Origin of the sequence: Hymenobacter telluris (assembly GCF_017313265.1) — a bacterium.
Taxonomy (GTDB): Bacteria; Bacteroidota; Bacteroidia; order Cytophagales; family Hymenobacteraceae; genus Hymenobacter; species Hymenobacter telluris.
This window is the reverse complement of sequence record NZ_JAFLQZ010000010.1, coordinates 40363-60073: the sequence shown is the minus strand read 5'-3', so window position 1 is coordinate 60073 and position 19711 is coordinate 40363. Positions and strand designations below refer to the sequence as shown.

General features: G+C 59.7%; 16 protein-coding genes. 11 read left to right on the top strand and 5 right to left on the bottom strand.

The window, feature by feature from the left end; genetic code table 11:
* Nucleotides 1-2 precede the first annotated feature (2 nt).
* The 8 genes from J0X19_RS15020 to J0X19_RS14985 all read left to right on the top strand — a co-directional run bounded on the left by J0X19_RS15020 (nt 3) and on the right by J0X19_RS14985 (nt 10438).
* The gene (locus J0X19_RS15020; RefSeq protein WP_206985203.1) at nt 3-854 is read left to right on the top strand and encodes a HEAT repeat domain-containing protein; all 852 of its coding nucleotides are present in this window, start codon (nt 3-5) and stop codon (nt 852-854) included.
* 162 nt (nt 855-1016) lie between these two features.
* Nucleotides 1017-1790, top strand: coding sequence for a DUF4097 family beta strand repeat-containing protein (locus J0X19_RS15015; protein WP_206985202.1), 774 nt, complete (start codon nt 1017-1019; stop codon nt 1788-1790).
* A gap of 159 nt (nt 1791-1949) precedes the next feature.
* Nucleotides 1950-2672 carry a DUF4097 family beta strand repeat-containing protein gene (locus tag J0X19_RS15010; protein ID WP_206985201.1) on the top strand — a complete coding sequence of 241 codons (723 nt, stop codon included), beginning with the start codon at nt 1950-1952 and terminating at the stop codon, nt 2670-2672.
* Between the two features lie 144 nt (nt 2673-2816).
* Nucleotides 2817-3644, top strand: a complete 828-nt coding sequence (locus J0X19_RS15005) for a DUF4097 family beta strand repeat-containing protein (RefSeq protein WP_206985200.1) — start codon at nt 2817-2819, stop codon at nt 3642-3644.
* A gap of 219 nt (nt 3645-3863) precedes the next feature.
* On the top strand, nt 3864-4292 hold the full coding sequence (locus J0X19_RS15000) for a BlaI/MecI/CopY family transcriptional regulator (RefSeq protein WP_206985199.1): 429 nt from the start codon (nt 3864-3866) through the stop codon (nt 4290-4292).
* The gene (locus tag J0X19_RS14995; protein ID WP_206985198.1) at nt 4279-6867 is read left to right on the top strand and encodes a M56 family metallopeptidase; all 2589 of its coding nucleotides are present in this window, start codon (nt 4279-4281) and stop codon (nt 6865-6867) included. The genes J0X19_RS15000 and J0X19_RS14995 overlap by 14 nt, the downstream gene beginning before the upstream one ends.
* 469 nt (nt 6868-7336) lie before the next feature.
* Nucleotides 7337-9934: a DUF5916 domain-containing protein gene (locus J0X19_RS14990; protein WP_206985197.1), complete on the top strand. Its 2598-nt coding sequence runs from the start codon at nt 7337-7339 to the stop codon at nt 9932-9934.
* A gap of 111 nt (nt 9935-10045) precedes the next feature.
* Nucleotides 10046-10438, top strand: a complete 393-nt coding sequence (locus J0X19_RS14985) for a VOC family protein (RefSeq protein WP_206985196.1) — start codon at nt 10046-10048, stop codon at nt 10436-10438.
* 85 nt (nt 10439-10523) lie between these two features.
* Here the strand turns inward: J0X19_RS14985 and meaB are convergent, their stop codons facing one another.
* The gene (gene meaB / locus J0X19_RS14980; RefSeq protein WP_206985195.1) at nt 10524-11501 is read right to left on the bottom strand and encodes a methylmalonyl Co-A mutase-associated GTPase MeaB; all 978 of its coding nucleotides are present in this window, start codon (nt 11499-11501) and stop codon (nt 10524-10526) included.
* 143 nt (nt 11502-11644) lie between these two features.
* Here meaB and J0X19_RS14975 point away from each other — a divergent pair, with 143 nt between their 5' ends.
* Nucleotides 11645-13066, top strand: coding sequence for a DUF5723 family protein (locus tag J0X19_RS14975; RefSeq protein WP_206985194.1), 1422 nt, complete (start codon nt 11645-11647; stop codon nt 13064-13066).
* Between the two features lie 390 nt (nt 13067-13456).
* A complete protein-coding gene (locus J0X19_RS14970; RefSeq protein WP_206985193.1) occupies nt 13457-14866 on the top strand; it encodes a DUF5723 family protein in 1410 nt (469 codons plus the stop codon).
* 104 nt (nt 14867-14970) lie between these two features.
* On the opposite strand, the gene J0X19_RS14965 is transcribed toward J0X19_RS14970, so the two are convergent.
* The 3 genes from J0X19_RS14965 to J0X19_RS14955 all read right to left on the bottom strand — a co-directional run bounded on the left by J0X19_RS14965 (nt 14971) and on the right by J0X19_RS14955 (nt 17682).
* Nucleotides 14971-16068 (bottom strand): TolB family protein, encoded by a 1098-nt coding sequence (locus tag J0X19_RS14965; RefSeq protein ID WP_206985192.1) that lies wholly within the window; start codon nt 16066-16068, stop codon nt 14971-14973.
* Between the two features lie 153 nt (nt 16069-16221).
* On the bottom strand, nt 16222-16776 hold the full coding sequence (locus tag J0X19_RS14960; protein WP_206985191.1) for an NUDIX hydrolase: 555 nt from the start codon (nt 16774-16776) through the stop codon (nt 16222-16224).
* 177 nt (nt 16777-16953) lie between these two features.
* Complete coding sequence (locus J0X19_RS14955; protein ID WP_206985190.1) at nt 16954-17682, bottom strand: L,D-transpeptidase family protein; 729 nt, start codon at nt 17680-17682, stop codon at nt 16954-16956.
* 202 nt (nt 17683-17884) lie between these two features.
* Between J0X19_RS14955 and J0X19_RS14950 the strand changes: the two genes are divergently transcribed.
* The gene (locus tag J0X19_RS14950) at nt 17885-18862 is read left to right on the top strand and encodes an alpha/beta hydrolase (protein WP_206985189.1); all 978 of its coding nucleotides are present in this window, start codon (nt 17885-17887) and stop codon (nt 18860-18862) included.
* Here the strand turns inward: J0X19_RS14950 and J0X19_RS14945 are convergent.
* Nucleotides 18852-19505, bottom strand: a complete 654-nt coding sequence (locus J0X19_RS14945) for a hypothetical protein (RefSeq protein WP_206985188.1) — start codon at nt 19503-19505, stop codon at nt 18852-18854. The genes J0X19_RS14950 and J0X19_RS14945 overlap by 11 nt on opposite strands.
* Nucleotides 19506-19711 lie beyond the last annotated feature (206 nt).

The window sequence follows — 19711 nt, the reverse complement described above, 5'->3', positions numbered from 1 at the left end:
CCATGAGTGATTTGCAAGAACATACCCCAGCTACCGCCGACTGCGCCGCCATTGTGCCGCTGCTGGCGGGCTACGCCGAGCAAGACCTGACGGCGGTGGAAACGGCGCAAGTGGAAGCGCACCTGCTCCATTGCCCCACCTGCCAGAAAGAGCTAACCGAACTGCGCCAGCTATTATCCTGCATCGACGACCAACTAGCCCCCATGCCGCCGCTGGCTCTGCGCGACAATTTTCTGGCGCAGCTAGCCGAGGAAAAGGCCAACCTGCCAAAAGCGGTGGTGCCAGAGCCAACCGCCCCAGCCGAAGCCAAAGTGGTAGCCTTCTGGGCCCCGACGCCTACGGCCCGTTGGCTTCGGGTAGCGGCCAGTATTGCCCTGCTGGCCGTAGGGGCGGTATTGGGGCTGCTGTTGCGGCCGGCCGGTTCGTTGGATATGGCCGCCCGCCAGCCCGATGCTTCCACCAAGCTGGCGGCTCACCTCACTGCCGCTACCAGCCAGCCCGCCACTGCCAGCCGCCGCATTCAGCTGGTAGCCGAGGCCCCGGCCACCGTGCAGCCCGGCGACCCGGCCGTGCAGGTGCTCATCAACACGCTCAACGCCGACCCCAGCCCCAACGTGCGGCTGGCTGCCTGTGAGGCCCTCTACCGCCTCCGCGCCGACCCCCGGGTAGGGCCGGCGCTGGTGCAAGCCCTGCCCAACCAGCGCGACCCTAACGTGCAAATCACGTTGATTGAACTCCTGGTAGCTCTGCGCGACAAACGCGCCGTGCCCACGCTGGAGCGCCTCTCGCGGCAGCAGGACGCCTTGCCCGCCGTGCGGCAACAAGCTGAAAACGGCATCGGGCTCCTGATTTAACTTCATTTCAAGAGCCGCTGCCGGCCACCCAGGAACAAGCAACGGCTGGGCTGGCAAGCTGGGAAATCATCCGGATGATAACTCCGCCTGCTGGTGCCGCCAAATGTGCAATGCGTTCCGAACAACACACCTTTTCTTCCTCTCGATTCACCGTTTCAAGTCATGAAAAAGCCTTTTCTCACTTTTCTTACCCTGCTCACCGTCAGCCTCAGCTTGCAGGCGCAGGAGTTCAAAACCAAATTCCCGAACCGCCAAGACCGTAAAGTGGTGGTGGAAATGCAAGGCAGCGACGTAACCGTGGAAGGCTACGACGGCGACGAGCTGATTATCCGGGGCAACGGGTTCGAGGCGCCACCCAAAATGGCCCAGGGCCTGCGGGCCGTGTACAACACCGCCGAGGACAACACCCAGATTGGCTTGGCCGTGACGCCGGGAGCCGGCAACTCGCTGCGCATCGTGAAAGCCTCGCGCAAGGAAGCCACCTACACCATTCGGGTGCCGCGGCGCACGGCAGTGGTATTCACCGAAACCAACTGGGGCAGCGGCGACCTGCTCATCCGTGACTTGGAAGGCAGCATTGAGGCCAACCTGAAATCCGGGGATATGAAGCTGCTGAACGTGTCGGGGCCGGTGGTGGCCAACAGCGTAAGCGGCGACGTAGTCGTCCGCTTCACCGGAATGCGCTCCGAACCCAGCTCCATATCGGTGGTCAGCGGCGACCTGGACGTGAGCATGCCCCCGGCCAGCAAAGTGAACCTAACGTTGCGCTCCATTTCCGGCGAAATCTACACCGACTTCGACCTGAACCTGAGCAAAGGCGCCGACAACATGAACCGCATCGGGGGCCAAACGGTGAACGGCAACATCAACGGCGGCGGCCCCGCTGTGTCGCTCAAAACCATCAGCGGCGACATTTTCGTGCGCAAAGCCAAGTAGCATTCAAGTTAAAAGGCGGTCATGCTGAGCTTGTCGAAGCATCTCTACCGCTTCGTCTGCAACGACTCAACAAAGCGGTAGAGATGCTTCGACAGGCTCAGCATGACCGTTTCTGTTTTCTCAACAGACAATTAATCCCACCTCTAAGCTCCAACTACCATGCATCGGTTTCTACTGCCTTTCCTGCTTCTCGGAGTAATACTCGGGGTTGCTCAGCCGGCTTCGGCCCAGAAAATCATTGAAAAAAACGCCAAAGTAGCTTCCGGCCAGCGCGTGGTGCTGGAACTGAAATTTGGCAACACCATCCGCATCCGGCCGGCTACTGATAACCAGCTCCACCTGCGGGCTACGGTCAATATCAACAGCAACAAGCTCAACGATGCGCTGCAACTGTCGCTCACCGAAACTGCTAGCAGCGTAACCGTAACGGCGGATTTAGACAAAAAAGCTATTGACGCTGCCCAGCCCGGTGACTGTCCGCCCAACAGCTCAACCACGCACTTCGGCAACTGGGACGGAAGTAACGGGAAACGTAACGGCGTGTGCACTGAAATCAACTACGAAATACAGGTGCCGGCCGGAGCCGATGTGCAGGTGAACACCATCAGCGGCAATATTGAGGTAGCCGGCCTGACCGGGCCGCTGGAAGCCAAGTCGATTAGCGGCTTTGTGGACGTGAGCTGGCCACCCGCCAAAGGAGCGGCCCTGGCCTTGAAAACCATTACCGGTGAAGTGTACACCGACCAGGAAGTGGCCTTCGAGAACCGCAAGGAACGCCCGATAGTGGGCTACCAGCTACGCGGCGCGCTGGCCAGCGGCAATGGCCCGCTGCTCAAGCTGGAATCCATCAGCGGCGACGTGTTTTTCCGCAAGCCGAAATGAGTTGATAGTTATTGGTTTATGGTTAATGGTTGTTGGTTTTTCGCTAAAGTGCTGACTAGCGGATAACAACCAACAACAATCAACTCCTGACCAAAAACTACCAACCAACAACCACTAACCATCAACAATCAGCCATCAACCAACATGAAAGCATTCCTGACTACCTGCGCGCTGGCGCTGCTGGGCCTGCAAGCTGTGGCTCAAACGCCGGCTGCTCCCGTCTTCAAATCCAACTGCGAAGACCATTGGTCGAACAACGGCAACAAAGGCTACTGCGAAGTCCGTGACGTGACGCTGGCGGCTTCTGGTGCCGGCCAAACCCTCACGATTGACGGCCAGCGCAACGGCGGTATTACGGTGCACGGCTGGGATGGACCCGATGTGCGCGTACGAGCCCGGGTGCAAAGCTGGGCCAAATCGGATGCCGCCGCGCAGCAGCAAGTGAAAGCCGTTAAAATCAACACCAGCGGCAATACGCTGAAGGCCGAAGGCGGTAACGACAACGACAACTGGGCCGTGAACTACGAGGTGTTTGTGCCGCGCCGCACCGCGCTGGCGCTGAGTACCTACAACGGCGGCATTAGCATAGAAGGGGTGCAGGCCGCCGTTTCGTTTGAAGCGTATAATGGCGGCATCAACCTGGCCGACCTGGGCGGCGACGTACGCGGTACCACCAAAAACGGCGGCGTAAACGTGACGCTCACCGGTACCAAGTGGGAGGGCAAAGGCCTGGATGTAACCACCACCAACGGCGGCATCAACTGGCGGATTCCGAAAACGTATTCGGCGCAGCTCAAAACCGCCACCCAGCACGGCGGCCTCAACACCGATTACCCGATAACCGTAACCGGCAAAATCGGCCGTAGCCTTGATACCAAGCTCGGCGAAGGTGGCGCCCTGGTTTCCGTAACCACCACCAACGGCGGTATCAACCTGAGGAGCAGCAGTATGGAAGGCATGCGGAAGCTGTAGCTGACCTCACCCCTAACCCCTCTCCAAAAGAGAGGGGAATTAGGTTTTAGTTTTTAAACCAACTGTTTTCTAGAGCTAGTCCCCCTCTCTTTTGGAGAGGGGTTAGGGGGGAGGTCCCTCAGTTGCACGAAATATTTCGTACATTATACTTGCATCTACGACGTGCTTCGTATATGTTTGATGTACGAACTGATTCGTAGTATTAAAACAGCGGTAATCATGAGCAAGACCCCCATTCCCAAGCCGACCGAATCGGAGCTGGAGATTCTCCAGGTGCTGTGGCAGCACGGCCCCAGCACTGTCCGGTTCACCAACGACCAGCTCAGCCAGAAGCGCGAGGTGGGCTACACCACCACCCTCAAGCTGCTCCAGCTCATGCTCGATAAAGGCCTGGTGCTGCGCGAAGACGACTCCAAAACCCACGTGTACCGGGCCGCGGTGCGCGAAGAGGAAACCCAGGGCCTGCTGCTCGACCGGTTCGTGGATGCCACGTTCGGCGGCTCGGCCGGTAAGCTGGTGATGCAGGCCCTCGGCAACCACCCCACTTCCGCCGACGAGCTGGCGCAAATCCGCAGCCTGCTCAACCAGATTGAGCAGCAGCGCAACAACACGTCCAACGCTAAAGGTCAAACCGATGAGCCTGCTTGAACACTATGGGTCGCCGGCGCTACTACGCGCCTTGGGGTGGACGTTGCTACACTCGGTTTGGCAGGGTGCATTGGTGGCCCTCACCGCCGCCACGCTCCTGATGCTTTTGCACCGCCACGCCGCTGCGTTGCGCTACCGGGTGGCCGCCGGGGCCATGCTGCTATTGTTGGTACTGAGCGGCCTTACTTTCGGGTACTACTATACATCCTTTCAGGCTGCTGGCAGCAACTCACTAGCGGAAACTGGTGCTACCGTATGGTCCGCCACCGCGCCGGCTGATGTGGTGCCAGTACCAGAAACCGGCGTGGTACTCCATGATGGCGACGGCACCACCTTCACCGATGTCCTTACGCCACTGGAAGAGCCCAGCCGCTTGCAACAGCTGCTGCAAACCAGCAAAACTTACCTGGAGCGCAACATGCCGGTTGTGGTAGTAGCCTGGCTGCTGGGCATGCTGGCCATGACCTTGCGCTTCCTCGGCGGCCTGGCCTACGTGCAGCGGCTGCGGCGCTACCGCGTAGCAGCCCTGCCGGCCGAGTGGCAAACCCGCCTCGACGCGCTGGCCGCCCGCACCAACCTGCGCCGCCCGGTGCAGATTCTGGCCTCCGGGCTGGTACCGGGGCCGCTGGTGATTGGCTGGCTGAAGCCGGTGGTGTTGCTACCCATGAGTGCCGCTTCGGGCTTATCGGGTAGTGAGCTGGAGGCTATTCTGGCGCACGAACTGGCCCACGTCATGCGCCGCGACTACCTGTTCAACCTGTTGCAGTCGGTGGCCGAAATCCTGTTCTTCTACCATCCGGCCGTGTGGTTTCTGTCGGGCTGCCTGCGCACCGAGCGCGAAAACTGCTGCGACGATATTGCCACTGAGCTGTGCGGCGACTCGTTGGTGTTGGCGCAGGCCTTGGCTTCCCTGGCGGCCCTGCAACACGCGCAATCCACTTTCACGCCACGCTTGGCTATGGCCGCTGCCGGGCAAGAAGGCTCGTTGCTGAGCCGGGTGCGCCGCTTGGTGCAGCACCGCGCCGCCGCGCCTACCTTCTCCGATGGGTTCTGGGCGGCGTGCGTGGTGCTGTTGAGCGTGGGGTTGCTGACCGTAACCACGGTGCTGTCGTTGAGCGCCGCTTCATTTAGCACGCCCTCATCTGCCGCCACTGCCGAGCACGATGCCGTAATGCCAACGGAAGCCGAGGCAGCAAAGGAAATCGTTTTGGAAGCTCTTAGCAAGGTGCCCGACCATGGCGACTATGAGCCCGGCGACAGTCAATTGCTCGACGACACCGTGGTGGTGTACGCCCAAAGCAACCCCAAGCTGCTCACCAAGTCCGGCAAGGCCAAGCTCAACGAAATCAAAGGCCTGACCGTGGTAGTGAAAGACGAAAGCGGGGCTATTTCCGAGGTGTACGTCGATGGCAAAAAGGTGCCCGCCGCTGAGTTGCCTGCTTACCGCGAAGCCTTGGCCAAAACCGAGGAAGTGAAAAGAGCCACCAAAGCCCAGTCGGCTATTGCCCAAGACCAGCAGGAACGCATGACCGTGCTGTCCAACCGCATGGCCGCAGCGGCCCTATCCGGCAATTCGCCCAGCGCAGCCGATGCCGAAGAACTTTCCAAACTGGCTATGTCTACGGCGCGCTTATCGGTGTCGATGAGTCAGCTCAACGGGGACATGAAGGAAATGGAAAAGTCGTTCAGAATAGCTGAGAAAACTCTGACCGATGAGTTGAGTCAGAAAAACCTGAGTGAGGAGAAAGTCGAACAGTTGCGTGAAAGCCTCCAGGAGCTACGCGAGCAGCACATAGAGCAAATAGACGAAATCCGACGGGCAGAAGAGCAAAACCGGCTGGACGAAGAACAAGACCGCCGTGACGAAGACCAGGCCCGCCGCGACGAGCAGCAAGCCCGCCGCGACGCCGACCAGGCTCGGCGGGATGTAGAGCAGGCGCGCCGCGACAAAGAACAAGCCAAGCGCGATAAAGAACAGGCGGCCTGGCACAAAGCGTTGGTTGGTGAACTGGCGAAGGACGGTCTGATTCGGGACCCCAACAACTACAGTGTGTCGCTGAGCCAGAAGAGTTTTTCAGTTGACGGCAAAAAACAGTCGGATGCTCTGCGCGACAAGTACCTGAAGCTGTACGAAAGCCGCACAGGCCGCAAGATGAGCGCCACCGGCTCGATGAACTTGGTGGAGCAGCGCGACAGCAACTCCACCGTAGCCTACAACGACATGCCACCGGCCCCACCCGCGCCGCCGGCACCAGGCACCCCTATGGCCCCTTCGTTGCCACGGGTACCCCGCACGCCCAGCGTGCCACGGGCGCCATCAGCACTTCGCGCGCCGCTGGCGCCGCGTCCGCCCCGCGCGCCGGAGGACCGGTCGGAGCGGGTGCGGGAGGCGTTGTGGCAAGATGGCCTGCTCGATAAAAGCGAGAAGAGCTTCAGCTTGCAGCTCAACAGCAAAGGCCTGACCGTGAACGGCAAACAACAGTCGGCCACCCTGGCCGACAAGTACCGGAAACTGCTGGGGGCTTCCGAGGCCCAGAACAGCAAGTCAACTATAAATATTACGGTGAGTGAGTGATTCGCCGTGCCGGCCGCTGCTGCAACAGCGGCCGGCTTCATTATCAGCAAAGCTTTGGAAAGGTTTCTTCTGAAAAATACTTACCGATAACTGTAACCAATTGGCCATAGGGGAGTGTCTGCTACGCCAAGCCTCATTTTTTTAGTAGCTGTTTGAGTTAAGTAGGAACGTGTAGAGACGCATACTTGCGTCTCGTCGTATGCGTCTCTGCACCTCATGTCGTTCAACGATGAGACGCAAGTATGCGTCTCTACACCCTGTCAACAACCCACCGATTTAACTCAAACAGCTTCTTATTGAAGCAACCTTGCAACAATAAAATATAGAGTTCAGGCAACGTCTGAGGCATTGCGGGCATCTATGGCTCCGATTGCCTGGAGCGACCTTATTACCTCACCTTGTATGCCTGCGCGGCCACCAGCACAATTGGATTGTGGCCGCTACTGAGTTTATCTGAATTTCTGCCTTCTTGAACCCATTTCTATCCCGCCTTTTCGTCGTGACCAGCTACCGCTTTGTCTTTTTTTTCTGGCTGTTTCTGCTGCTGGCGGGTTCCGCAGTGGCCCAGCAGCCGGCCAGCCCCGCGGCTACCAGCGCCACCGACGCCAAGGTGCCCGCGCCCAAGCGCCAGCTGCAAGCCGTACGCATCACGGAAAGCATCAAGCTGGATGGGGCGCTCGATGAGGCGGTTTGGCAGCAGGCTCCCCTAGCCACCGACTTCATCCAGAACCGCCCTAATCCCGGCCCGCACGAGAAACACCCCACCGAAGTACGCATCCTCTACGATGATGCCAACCTCTACATCGGGGCCATCATGCACGACGTCAGCACCGATTCTATCCTGCGGGAGCTGACGCCGCGCGACGATGCCGGCAACACCGACTTCTTTGGCATTTTCCTCGATACGTACCAGGACAAACTCAACGGCTACGGCTTCTTCGTGACGACGGGCGGAGTGCAGATGGACTGCCGCTACTCGCCGGCCGGCGGCGAAGACTTTGCCTGGAACGCCGTGTGGGACTCACGCACAGCCCTCAAAGGCACCGATTGGGTGGCCGAAATGCGCATTCCGTACTCGGCTATCCGGTTCAGCAAAAACGTTGAGCAGCTGTGGGGCCTCAACTTCATGCGGCAGCGCAAGCGCGACAACCAGGCGTTTTTCTGGAATGAAGTGCGGCCCGCCGTGGATGGGTTTGTGAACCAGTGGGGCACACTGCAAGGCATCCAGGGTATCAAGCCGCCGTTGCGCCTTTCACTCACGCCGTACGTTTCCAGCTACGTCAACCACAACCCGCTCAACGCGGAAGGCACCCGCCGCACCACCACCAGCTTCAACGGCGGCGCCGACATCAAGTGGGGCATCAACGAAAGCTTCACGCTGGACGCCACGCTGGTGCCGGATTTCGGGCAGGTGCAGAGCGACAACCAGGTGCTCAACCTCTCGCCGTTCGAGGTGCAGTTCAACGAAAACCGTCAGTTCTTCACCGAAGGCACCGAGCTGTTCAACAAAGGCAACCTGTTCTACTCGCGGCGGGTGGGCGCCACGCCGGTGGGCTTCTATGATGTGGCCGTGGGCGACGACGAAAAGCTGGTGCGCAACCCCCAGGAAACCCGCCTGCTGAACGCCACCAAAGTGTCGGGCCGCACCAGCAAAGGCTTGGGCGTGGGCATCTTCAACGCCCTGAGCAACGACGTGTACGCCACGGTGCGCAACACCGAAACCGGCCAGGAGCGGGAGGTGCTCACCCAGCCGTTCAGCAACTACAGCATTGCCGTGCTCGACCAGAGCCTCAAGAACAACTCCTACGTTTCGCTCATCAACACCAACGTCACGCGCGCCGGCCGCACCTACGACGCCAACGTGACGGGCGGGCTGTTCCGGTTTGCCAACAAGAAGAACTCCTACGCTTTGGATGGGCAGCTGGTGTACTCGCGCCGCCGCGGCAACGGCTTCAACTCCGAGCAGCAGATTGATGACCAGAACGGTTACAAGTACAAAGTGGGGTTCGGCAAAATCAGCGGGGCGTTTACCTGGGGCGTGAACCACGGCATCGAGTCCGACCACTACAACCCCAACGACCTGGGCATCCTGTTCGGCAACAATAATATCTCGCAGGATGTGTACGCCAACTACAACAAGTACAAGCCCTTCTGGAAAGTAAACAACCTCTACAACTGGGTGAACGTCAGCCACTCGTTGCTGTATCGCCCGACCCGTTACCAGAACGTGAATATTTCGGCGGGCTCCCAAACCACGTTCACCAAAAGCTTCCTCACCACCGGCTTCAACGTGAACTTCGACCCCGCCAAAAACGACTTTTATGAGCCGCGTACCTTCCCGCTGGGCGAGTACTACGTGCGCGTGCCGGGCAGCGTGAACCTGGGCGGGTTTCTGTCGTCGGATTACCGCAAAAAGCTGGCTTGGGACGTGAACGGGGGCATCCGCAAATACGCCCGGGACGAGCGGGCCGAGCTGAACCGCTCCAACCGGGCCGGGTACGGGCTGAGCGTTTCGCCGCGCTACCGCGTCAACAACAAGCTCAACTTCCGCTACAGCCTCGACTGGAACCTGAGCCAAAACCAAATCGGCTACGTGAACGGGGGCATGCGCCGCGACGAGCCCCTCGACCAGGAATTTCTGAATCAGGTGATTTTAGGCCGCCGCAACGTGGTAACGGTGTCCAATGTGCTGCAAACGGCTTACACCTTCTCCAACCGCATGTCGTTCACGTTCCGGGCGCGGCACTACACCAGCAACGTGCGCTACCAGGATTTCGCCCGCCTCACCCCCGGCGGCCACGAGGAACTGGTAGACTACCGCCGTAACCGCAACAACACCTACAACGCCTTCAACATTGATGCGGTGTACTCGTGGTGGTTTGCGCCCGGCTCGCAGGTGAGCATCGTCTGGAAAAACGCCGGCTACACCGACCTGCAAGCCAACGAAGCCACGCCGCTCTACTTCAACAACCTGAGCAACACCATCAACACGCCGCACAACAACTCGGTGTCCATCAAGGTGCTCTACTACCTCGATTACCTGGCCCTCCGCCCAAAACGCGGATGATATACGCCTGAGTGCACCACAATCCGGTGCTCCTTACCTTCGGTCCGTTGCTCTTCCTATCTATAAAGGAGCAGCGGGCCGAAATCCGTTTTACGCATTCCTTTCCATCTTATGAGCCAATATATTGGAGCCCTCACGCTGCTCGTCCGTGACTACGACGAAGCCGTGGATTTCTACATTCAAAAGCTGGGCTTCAACTTGGTGGAGGATACCGACCTGGGCAATGGTAAGCGCTGGGTGCTGGTGGCTCCTAATGGGCCGGGCGCTACCCAATTGCTACTAGCCAAAGCAGTGACAGAAGCGCAAATTCAGCAAATCGGTAACCAAGCCGGCGGCCGGGTGTTCCTGTTCCTGCACACCGACAACTTCGCCGCAGACTATGCCCGCCTGTTGGCGCAAGAGGTGCAGTTTCTGGAAGAACCTCGCCACGAAAGCTACGGCAGCGTGGCCGTGTTTCAGGACCTGTATGGCAACAAATGGGACCTATTGCAACTAGAATTATAGCCCTGTCATTCCGACGCAGGAGGAATCTGAGTACAATCATTCAATGACTCTCTCCCAGATTCCTCCTTTGTCGGAATGACAAAGGCTACAACCCCAACAGTTCCGTAGCGGCGCCGAAGGCGGATTGGCGGCCTTCGAGTACGCGCTGCTGCACGGATGCCAGTTGGGCCTGCACTTCGGGGCGGGCGTAGAAGCGGGTTTCCAGCGTTTCACGGATGGTTTCGTGGAGCCAGTGTAGGTTCTGTTCTTGGCGCCGCTGCTGGAAGTAGCCGCTGGCCTGGGTTTGCTGCACGTACCGCTGCACCACTTCCCACACCTCGGGCACGCCCGCACCGGTGAGGGCCGAGCTGGTGGTAACCAACGGCGCCCAGGCGCTGGGAGCCAGCGGGAACAGGTGCAGGGCGTTTTGGTATTCGCGGCGGGCCCGGCGCGAAGCCAGTTCATTGTCGCCGTCGGCTTTGGTGATGGTCACGGCGTCGGCCATTTCCATGATGCCTTTCTTGATGCCTTGCAGCTCGTCGCCGGCGCCGGCCAGCATCAGCAGCAGGAAGAAGTCCACCATGCCGTGCACGGCGGTTTCACTTTGGCCCACGCCCACGGTTTCCACAAAAATAACGTCGTGGCCCGCCGCTTCGCACAGCAGCATGGCCTCGCGGGTGGCCCTGGTGACGCCGCCCAGGCTGCGGCCGGCGGGGGAGGGGCGAATGAAGGCGTGCGGGTGAGCGGCCAGCAGGTTCATGCGGGTTTTGTCGCCGAGGATGCTGCCGCCGCTGCGCTGGGAGCTGGGGTCAACGGCCAGCACCGCCAGCCGGTGGTGGTGCGCAGCCACCAAGTGCAGCCCCAGCGCTTCGATGAACGTGCTCTTGCCCACGCCCGGCACACCCGTAATGCCTACCCGCACCGAGCGGCCGGCGTGCGGCAGCACCGCATCAAGCACCTGCTGGGCCAAAGCCTGGTCGGAGGGCAGGGTGCTTTCCACCAGCGTAATGGCGCGGCTCAGCATTACGCGGTTGCCGCTCAACACGCCGTCGGAGTACTCGGAAACGGAAAAGCGCTTGGCCATCAACGAAGGGGCGGAGAGAGTCGGCGAAAGGCTAAATAGGAAAATAGCCAGCTAAAGTAGTTGCAAACTAAGTGATGCGCTACATTTGGCCGGAATACCAGCGTGTTGTTACCAGGTCTTTCGTCCACTTTATTTCATACACTTTGAATAAAACTAGCTACTCTCTTCTAACAACGCTGTTATTGAGCGCCGCCGCGCCCTTGTACGCGCAAAACGAGCTAAGCAACTTCACAGCCACGGGCCGCGGGGGTGTGGCCACACCGTTGGTAACTGATTATCAGGCGCTCGGCATCAATCCGGCCAACTTGGGCCGCCGCGTTGAAGGCACACCGCTCGTAACCGTGGGCTTGCTGGAGCTTGGCTTGGGAGCCGGCTCCCGGTCCCTCACCCGCGACCAACTGAAAAACCTGGTTTTTCACGCCGAAGATGGTTTGTCGGCCGCCGACAAGCAGGCGCTGACGGTGAGTTTCACCAACGGCAATGCCCTGAACGTAAATGCTGCGGCTATGTCGGTGGGGCTGTCGGTGGCGCTGCCCGTAGGAACGGTGGCACTCAGCAACCGGCAGCGCGTAGTGGGGCACGTGGGCCTCAACCAAACGGCCGCCGATGTGCTGTTTAACGGCTCCAACGCCCAGATTTACCAGGCCGCCACTTACCAAACCAACGGCCAGTACGACCCCGCCAAGGCGCCCATGATTTCGGCGGCGCTGCAAGGCACCGAGTTGCAATTGCAATGGACCGACGAATACAACGTGGGCTACGGCGCCCAGGTGATTGATGCCGATGGGTTCAAGCTGTCGGTGGGCGTGGGCTACCGTTACATCCGCGGCATCGGCATGCTCGATGTGCGCGTGGACGACGGGGAAGTGAATGCCTTCAGCTCCCTCTCACCACTGTTTAAAGTGAACTACGGCAGCGTAACCGGCAACCCCAACTTCGATTACCGCACGGGTTCGGGCCTGAAATCGGTGGGCAGCGGGCACGGGTTTGATCTTGGCGTAACGGCCGCAGCCAGTGACCTGGTGCGGGTGGGCGTCTCGCTAACCGACCTGGGCAGCATGACCTGGAAAGGCAACGTGCTGACCGCCAACGACCAGGCCCTGAAGAAAGTAACGTCGGGCGGGGTGAATACCTACAACATCTTCAAGGAAGCTTCCCAACTGTTCGGCAGCAGCTCCGACGCCGCTTTTACCTACAATCCTGACCGCCAGAAAAAGGAAAAGCTACCTGCCAAACTGCGCGCCGGAGCGGCCTTCACCATCACCGAAAAGCTCGACGTGGGCGTGGATGCCGCCGTGCCCCTCAACAATTTGGCCGGCAACCTGAACTCCACCTTGCTTGGCGTCGGCCTCGATTTCAAGCCGGTGTCGTGGGTGCGGCTGAGTTCGGGCGTGACGGGCGGCGCGGGCTACGGTACTAGCGTGCCGCTGGGCATCACCTTCTCCACGAAACACTACGAAGCCGGCATCAGCACCCGCGACATTACGGGCCTGATTTCCGAAGACAGCCCGTATTACTCGGTGGCGCTGGGTGTACTGCGCTTCAAATTCGGGCAGGCAAAGTAGTTGCTGCACTCTGCTTGTCACTGCAACCCCTGCTTCTGGATAAAACTGGAGGCAGGGGTTTTTGATGAGCCGAACTACCGAGTACTAAGGCGTATTCGGTACTACCTAACCCAAGTTACGGACTAGCCGCGTAGCGGCGAAAGGTTGGTAGCTACCAGATTCTGTTGGAACGGTGCGCCGCGTAGCGGTGCCAGAAGGGGGTGTGCCTCTGGCACCGCTACGCGGCGCGGCCCGTCTGTGGCCTGCTGAGCTACCCACCTTTCGCCGCTACGCGGCTAGTCCGCAACTTGGGTTACCTAGCTAAAATACCTACAACTAGGTATTGTGGAACGCGAATATTAACGGTCTATTTGTTGTGGAATTAATGATAAAATTTCACGACAGAATTATATGAACGTTTCTATTCATTTGTTGGCTTTATTGACTTTGGGTTTAGCCGGTAGGGCTGCTTGTGCCCAGACCGAGCTAAACAACTTTTCCACGGTGGCGCGGGGCGGGGTGGCTACCACTTTCGTCACCGACTACCAGGCCATCGGCATCAATCCGGCCAACTTGGGGCGCACCGGCAATGCACGCGTGGCGCTTACCATCGGCGAGTTTGGGTTAGGCGTTGGGTCCCAGTCCTTGACCCGCTCGCAGCTAGAGAAATTTGTGAAGCACGCCGACGACAAGCTAACCCCCGCCGATAAGCGCACCCTGGCCCGCGCCTTCACCTCCGACAACGTGCTCAACATCAACGTGGATGCTACGCCGGTGGCATTTTCGGTGGTGTTGCCTGTGGTGGGCAGCTTTGCGTTCAGCAGCCGGCAGCGGATAGTGAGCCATTTGGCCATGAACAAGAACATGGCCGAGTTGCTGTTTCTGGGCAAAGACGCGCCTATTTACCCGGCCAACTTCAACCCGGCCACCGCCCCGCTTATTTCGGAAGTGCTGGATGGTACGGCCGTGCAGCTAGCCGCCTACAACGAATACAACGTGGCCTACGGCCGCCGCATCATCAGCTTGCCGGCTTTTAAGCTGTCGGGCGGGGTGGGCTACCGCTACATTCAGGGCGTGGGCGTGATTGATATTCGCTCGGAAAACGGCAAGCTTGAAGCTTACAGCGCCCTTTCGCCACAGTTCAAAGTGAAATACGGCGCTATAGCCAACAACCCCTCGTTCAACCTGCAAAAAGACACCGACAAGCTGCTGCAACCCGTGGGCCGGGGCCACGGCTACGACCTGGGCTTGGCGGCAGAAGTAGGCAAGATGCTGCGCCTAGGTGTATCGGTGACGGATATCGGGAACATGACCTGGGAAGGCAACCTGCTGACGGCCAACGACCAGAAGCTGCGGCGCCTGAAGTCCAGCGGCGTCGACAGCTACGAGTTCTTCACCGAGCTGGCCGACCTTTTTGCCAACGGCACGGACAGCCTGCTGCAATACAAGCCCGCCGACCAGCGCCGCGCCAATTTACCCACCAAGCTGCGGGCCGGGGTGGGCCTGAAAGTAGGCACCCGTCTGGAGCTGGGCCTCGACGTAACCCAGCCGCTCAACGGCGTAGCCGGCAACATCCCCGATACTTTCTACGGGCTGGGCGTGGACGTGAAACCGCTCAGCTGGATTCGCCTGAGCACGGGCATTAGCCGCGGTGCGGGCTACGGCACGGGTTTCCCGGTGGGCTTCGCCATTGCCTCCAGCTTCTACGAACTTGGCTTCAGCACCCGCGACCTGCAAGGCCTGCTCAGCGACGAAGACCAACCCTACGGCTCCCTCGCCATGGGCTTCCTGCGGCTGAAAATCGGCAAAGTGAAAGAGTAGCTTTGCTGGAGTAACTGAGCAGCGGAGTAACGGAGTAAGTTGTTGTAATGGCGCGAATGGCGCAGTCAGAACAACTTACTCCGTTACTCCGCTGCTCAGTTACTCTATTTCCCTGGTTCGGTGATGAAATTGGGCAGGCCGAGCTTGCTGCGGCGGCCGCCGAGCTTGAAGCCGTCGTCGGTGTATTTGGCGGTGCTGGCGTCGCCGTTGGGGTTGGTAATGACGCCGAGGAAGGGGTTGTCTTCGCGCGCTACGTAAATTTTACCGTCGGGGGCACGTTGCAACTGGCCCACTTTGCGGTTAGCCGATTTGCCGATAACGGCAGCTTTGCCGGTTTTCAAATCGAACTGGAAAATCTGGGCCTGGCCGCCACCTTCCCCGTTGCTGGACCCGTACAGCTTGCTACCGTCCGGCGAAAACTCGATGCCGTAGGCCTCCGGGTAAGGCGAAAATACCTTGGGGTTTTTCACCAGGCCGGTGGCCCTATCAAAGTCGAATACCTCGTAGCGGTTGGCCTCGCGCCACACGGCCACGCCTATTTTGCGGCCATCGGGCGAGAACTTCATGGCGCCAATAGCGTTGCGGCCGGGTCCGGCGTGCATACCGCCCACGTTGCTTAGTATCGGCTTGGTTTGCACGCCGTCGGCTGTTACAAGGTAGCTCACAAAGGCGTTGGAATTCCAGCGGTGCGCCACCACCCACACGTCGCGGCCGTTGGCGTGGCGCACGGCGGCCAGCTTCTCGGCCACCGGCGAAATCAGCAGGATGTTCACGCGGGGCACGTCGCCGAGGCCATTGTCGCGGGTCATGTCTACCACCGAGTAGCGCATGCCCTCCTTACCGCCCTGCGCGCCCACCGTGAACAGGTAGAACACGTTGCCGCTGCCGGGGTCGGGCACGATGAGGGCGCTTTGGGTGCTGGCGCTGGAGCCCGTCAGCTGCCGGCCGTTGGGCATGATGGTGTGCTGGCGGTTGAACACGTTTTCGCCGTTGGTGTAGAACAGCAGCTGGCCCTGGGCATTGGTGGCTACCGCCGAGCCTTCGTAGGTGGTCATTTTGCCGTTGAGCAGCGGAGTGGGGGCGCCGCCACCCACCGGGAAGCTCAAACCCGCCTGTTGCCCAAAGTACCAGAGGCTTTGCTCGCCCTGTGCCCAGGCAGCAACGGGCGCAAGCGTAAGAAGCAGAAAAAGGAGTCGTTTCATGTCGGAAAGATAAGCCCAACCCCTAAACGCAATTTCGTGCCAGATAATGTGAGGTGGTGAGGTGGTGAAGTGGTGAGGTGGTGAGGTGGCGAGTTTTATGTTTTGATGGTGCGAGTCTGCGCAAATCGAACGTCAACTCACCACCTCACCACTTCACCACTTCACCACCTCACCACTAAGTAGCGGGCCGATGAGGGGGGTGATGATGCGGTAACTTGCGCCCCAGAGCTGGTAGCCGCCAGCAATGCGGTAAAAGGCTACGCGGCGCGGACCCGGCCAGCCGGGCAACTGCCAGTCTTCCTCGGCGTGCTGGGCGGGGTCGGCGAGGTGGCGGAGCGGAATTTCCAGCACCTCATCTACTTCGCGCTGCTGCCATTGCCACACCTCGGGCCGCCGGATGCGCCCCAGAAACGGCGAAATACGGAAGCCGCTGGGCACGGCCACCGTGGGCAAGGCGGCCAGTATTTCCACGTTGGTTGGTAGCAGCCCCACTTCTTCTTCCGCCTCTCGCAACGCCGTAGCCACCAACGACGCATCGGTAGGCTCGTGCTTGCCACCCGGAAACGCCAACTGCCCACCGTGCACCCCAAAGCTGCTCCGGCGCACCATCACCACGTGCAGCTCCCCCGCCTCGTCGCGGAAAATGGGGACCAGTACGGCCGAGTCGCGCAGGGTTGCAGGTAGCGGGAAGTCGTCGGGGGTGAGCATGGAGTGGATGATTGGATGAGTGGATGATTGGGTGAATGGATGATTGGGTGATTGGATAAGTGAGGGAATAAGGGAATGGGGGTAATTGTTTACGAAAGCAAGCTGTTTACCCACTTACTCATCACCCGCTCATCCATTCATCCAATCATCCATTCACCCGCTCATCCATTCACCCACTCATTCACTGGGCAGTTGGTGGTAGTCCTCGAAATACTGATAACCCGCCACCAGGCTCTGCCAAAAGCCGGTGTGCGGACTAGCTACACGGCGGGCCAGGTTTTCGGCCGTCAGCTCGAACGGGAAAATGTGCACCGCAATGGTGGGTTGGCCGGCGGCGCGGGCTTCCACGGCCAGCACGTACAGCTCCCGAATGCCCGCGTCGGTGATGGGCAGGCAGCCGATGGTGACGTTGGAGCCGTGGATGAAAATGTCGTTGCCGGGGTCGGGGGCGGCGTGGCGCAGGTCGGTGGCGTTGGGGTAGTCGAGGCCCAGGGAGAGGTGGTACTTGCTGTCGGGGTTGAAGCGGTTGATGCTGTAGAACCCTTCCGGCACTTGCCCGTCGCCGGCGCGGCGCTTGGGCCCGAGCGTACCCGAGGTGCCCGCTAGCCGGTAAGTCCGCAACAGCACAAACTCGCCGGTACCGGTGGGTCGGCCCCAGGCTTCGAGCCGCCGCCCCACCTTAAATGCCCGCAGATACAGCTCCAGCTGCCCCGCCGGAATACCATTACGCCGCAACAGTGCGTGCAGGTCGGCTTCGTGCAAGGCATAGGCTGCCCGCACCCGCGGAAACCGTTGCTGCTGCGCCCGAAACGCCGGATTGGACTCAACAGGCTGGGTTACAGGAGATGCCGAACGGGCACACAAAGTCAGCAGCAAGGCCGCAGCCAGCAGAGCAAGAACACGCATGAAGTAGGAGTGAGGCCTCGCCGCTGGTTTAGTGCAAACCGCCAGTTGGCCCTGTTTGCTGATGAACGGGTAAGAGGTTGCATCTAGTATGCGTCGAAAAATATATAGTCGTGAATGCAGCGCATTTGCCGCGCCCCAGTCCGATGCTGTAGGCATCCGGCAGCAATAGAATCAGTAGCCGCTTCATTTCCGTACTGGCCTTATGACTGCTCCCACTGACCCCGCTTCCTACCAACCCGACCCGCTAGGTCCCGATTTTCAGCTGCGCCACTTACCTCAGCCCAACGACTACGAAGGCGCGGTGCGGGCTACGCTGGTACGCCACGTACCGGCCCCGGCCAGCAACCGGGCAGTCCTCTATGTGCACGGCTTCAACGACTACTTCTTTCAGCGCGAAATGGCCGCCGAGTACGCCGCCCACGGCTTCCGGTTCTACGCCCTCGATTTGCGCAAGTATGGCCGGGCTCTGCTGCGCCACCAGCGCCCGAACAATGTGCGCAACCTAACAGAGTATTTCGAGGATTTGGACGCCGCACTGGCCGTAATTCGGGCCGAAGGCAGCTATACGCTGGTGCTTAGCGGGCACTCTACGGGCGGCCTCATTGTGTCGCTATATGCCCAAGCACGCCCAACTGCCGGCTTAGCCGCGTTGGTGCTGAATAGCCCGTTTCTGGATTTGTTTCAGCCCTGGTATAAGAAGTTGGCCATACCGCTAGTGGCGCAAGTTGGTGCCTTGGTTCCTAATTTGAAGGTGCCCTCGGGCTTGTCGGATACGTATGGCCTGAGCTTGCACCGCGCGTATCGGGGGCAATGGGAGTACGATTTGGCCTGGAAGCCTAACCAGGTGTTTGATGTGAATGCTGGCTGGCTGCGCGCCATTCGGAGAGGGCACCAGCAGGTGCGGCGCGGACTTCAATTACCCATGCCCGTGCTGGTGCTGCACTCCGACCGAACCGCCGCCAGCCGCAAATGGTCCGACGATTTTCTGAGTGCCGATATCGTGCTGGATGTGGCCCACATCCGGGCGCTCAGCCCCCGGTTGGGGCCCCAGGTAACGGTGCAGGCCGTAGCGGGGGGCATGCACGACCTGTTTCTGTCGGCCCCGGCAGCGCGGGCAGCGGCGTACCAGGCGGTGTTCGAGTGGCTGGAATCGGTATTACCGCCCGAGACTAGCGCGTGAGGCGGCTGCCGAGACTCACTTTCACGCCAAGCTCCAAGAGCAGGCCGTAGCGGCTATTCTCAAACTCAGGCGTGTAGTAGTACCGCCCCGACCGGCCAATCCCCGCACCGACGTAGGTATTAAGCCAGCCGTATTTGCCTACCCGACGCTGCATACCCCAAATGGCGGTAAGGCCCGAATAGCGGTAATTACTATAGTTGATGGCGGGGCGGAACACTGAAGAAGCCTGTAACGCTACATAATTGCCTACAAATGGGCCAGTGGGGCGCCCTTTCAGGCGGCGCTTTTCCTGGTTGTAGTAGTACCGGATGCCGGCATCAAAGCCGTAATAACCCACGCCGAATCTCCGATACTGATCGAACAGGCCATTATATAGATGGAAACCGCTGAACCCGTTGGCGTATAGTGAAACAGCCGGAGAAAGATGGTGCTCAACACTTAGAATCAGCGGCAGGGACAGGCCTCCAAAGCCACCAAACTCGAAGCCTGGCGTAACAATGCCGGTACCCAGCGTAATTAAAGTGCCTATAGGCCGCGTGCGGACAGCTGTTGAGTCGGGCGTTTGGGCGGCGGCAGGTAGAGAAACAAACAGCAAGGCGCCAACAACCATGCTTAGGCTAGGGATACCAACAAGGGAATACATAGGAGAGTAAAAATGTAGTGTGATACCAAATATAAGATCCTCGCAACCATAGCGAAGTTGCACGTAATTGTAATTAGCGGGACAACGAACCACTGGCATTATTCGTCTGTTTGAAGCCGTGTGAGTGAGCAGCAAACTGGTATGGCGTTGTGGCTGCCGCCTGGTCCTTAATGCCTTGGCAAACACAGGTACAGTCAGTTGAACTG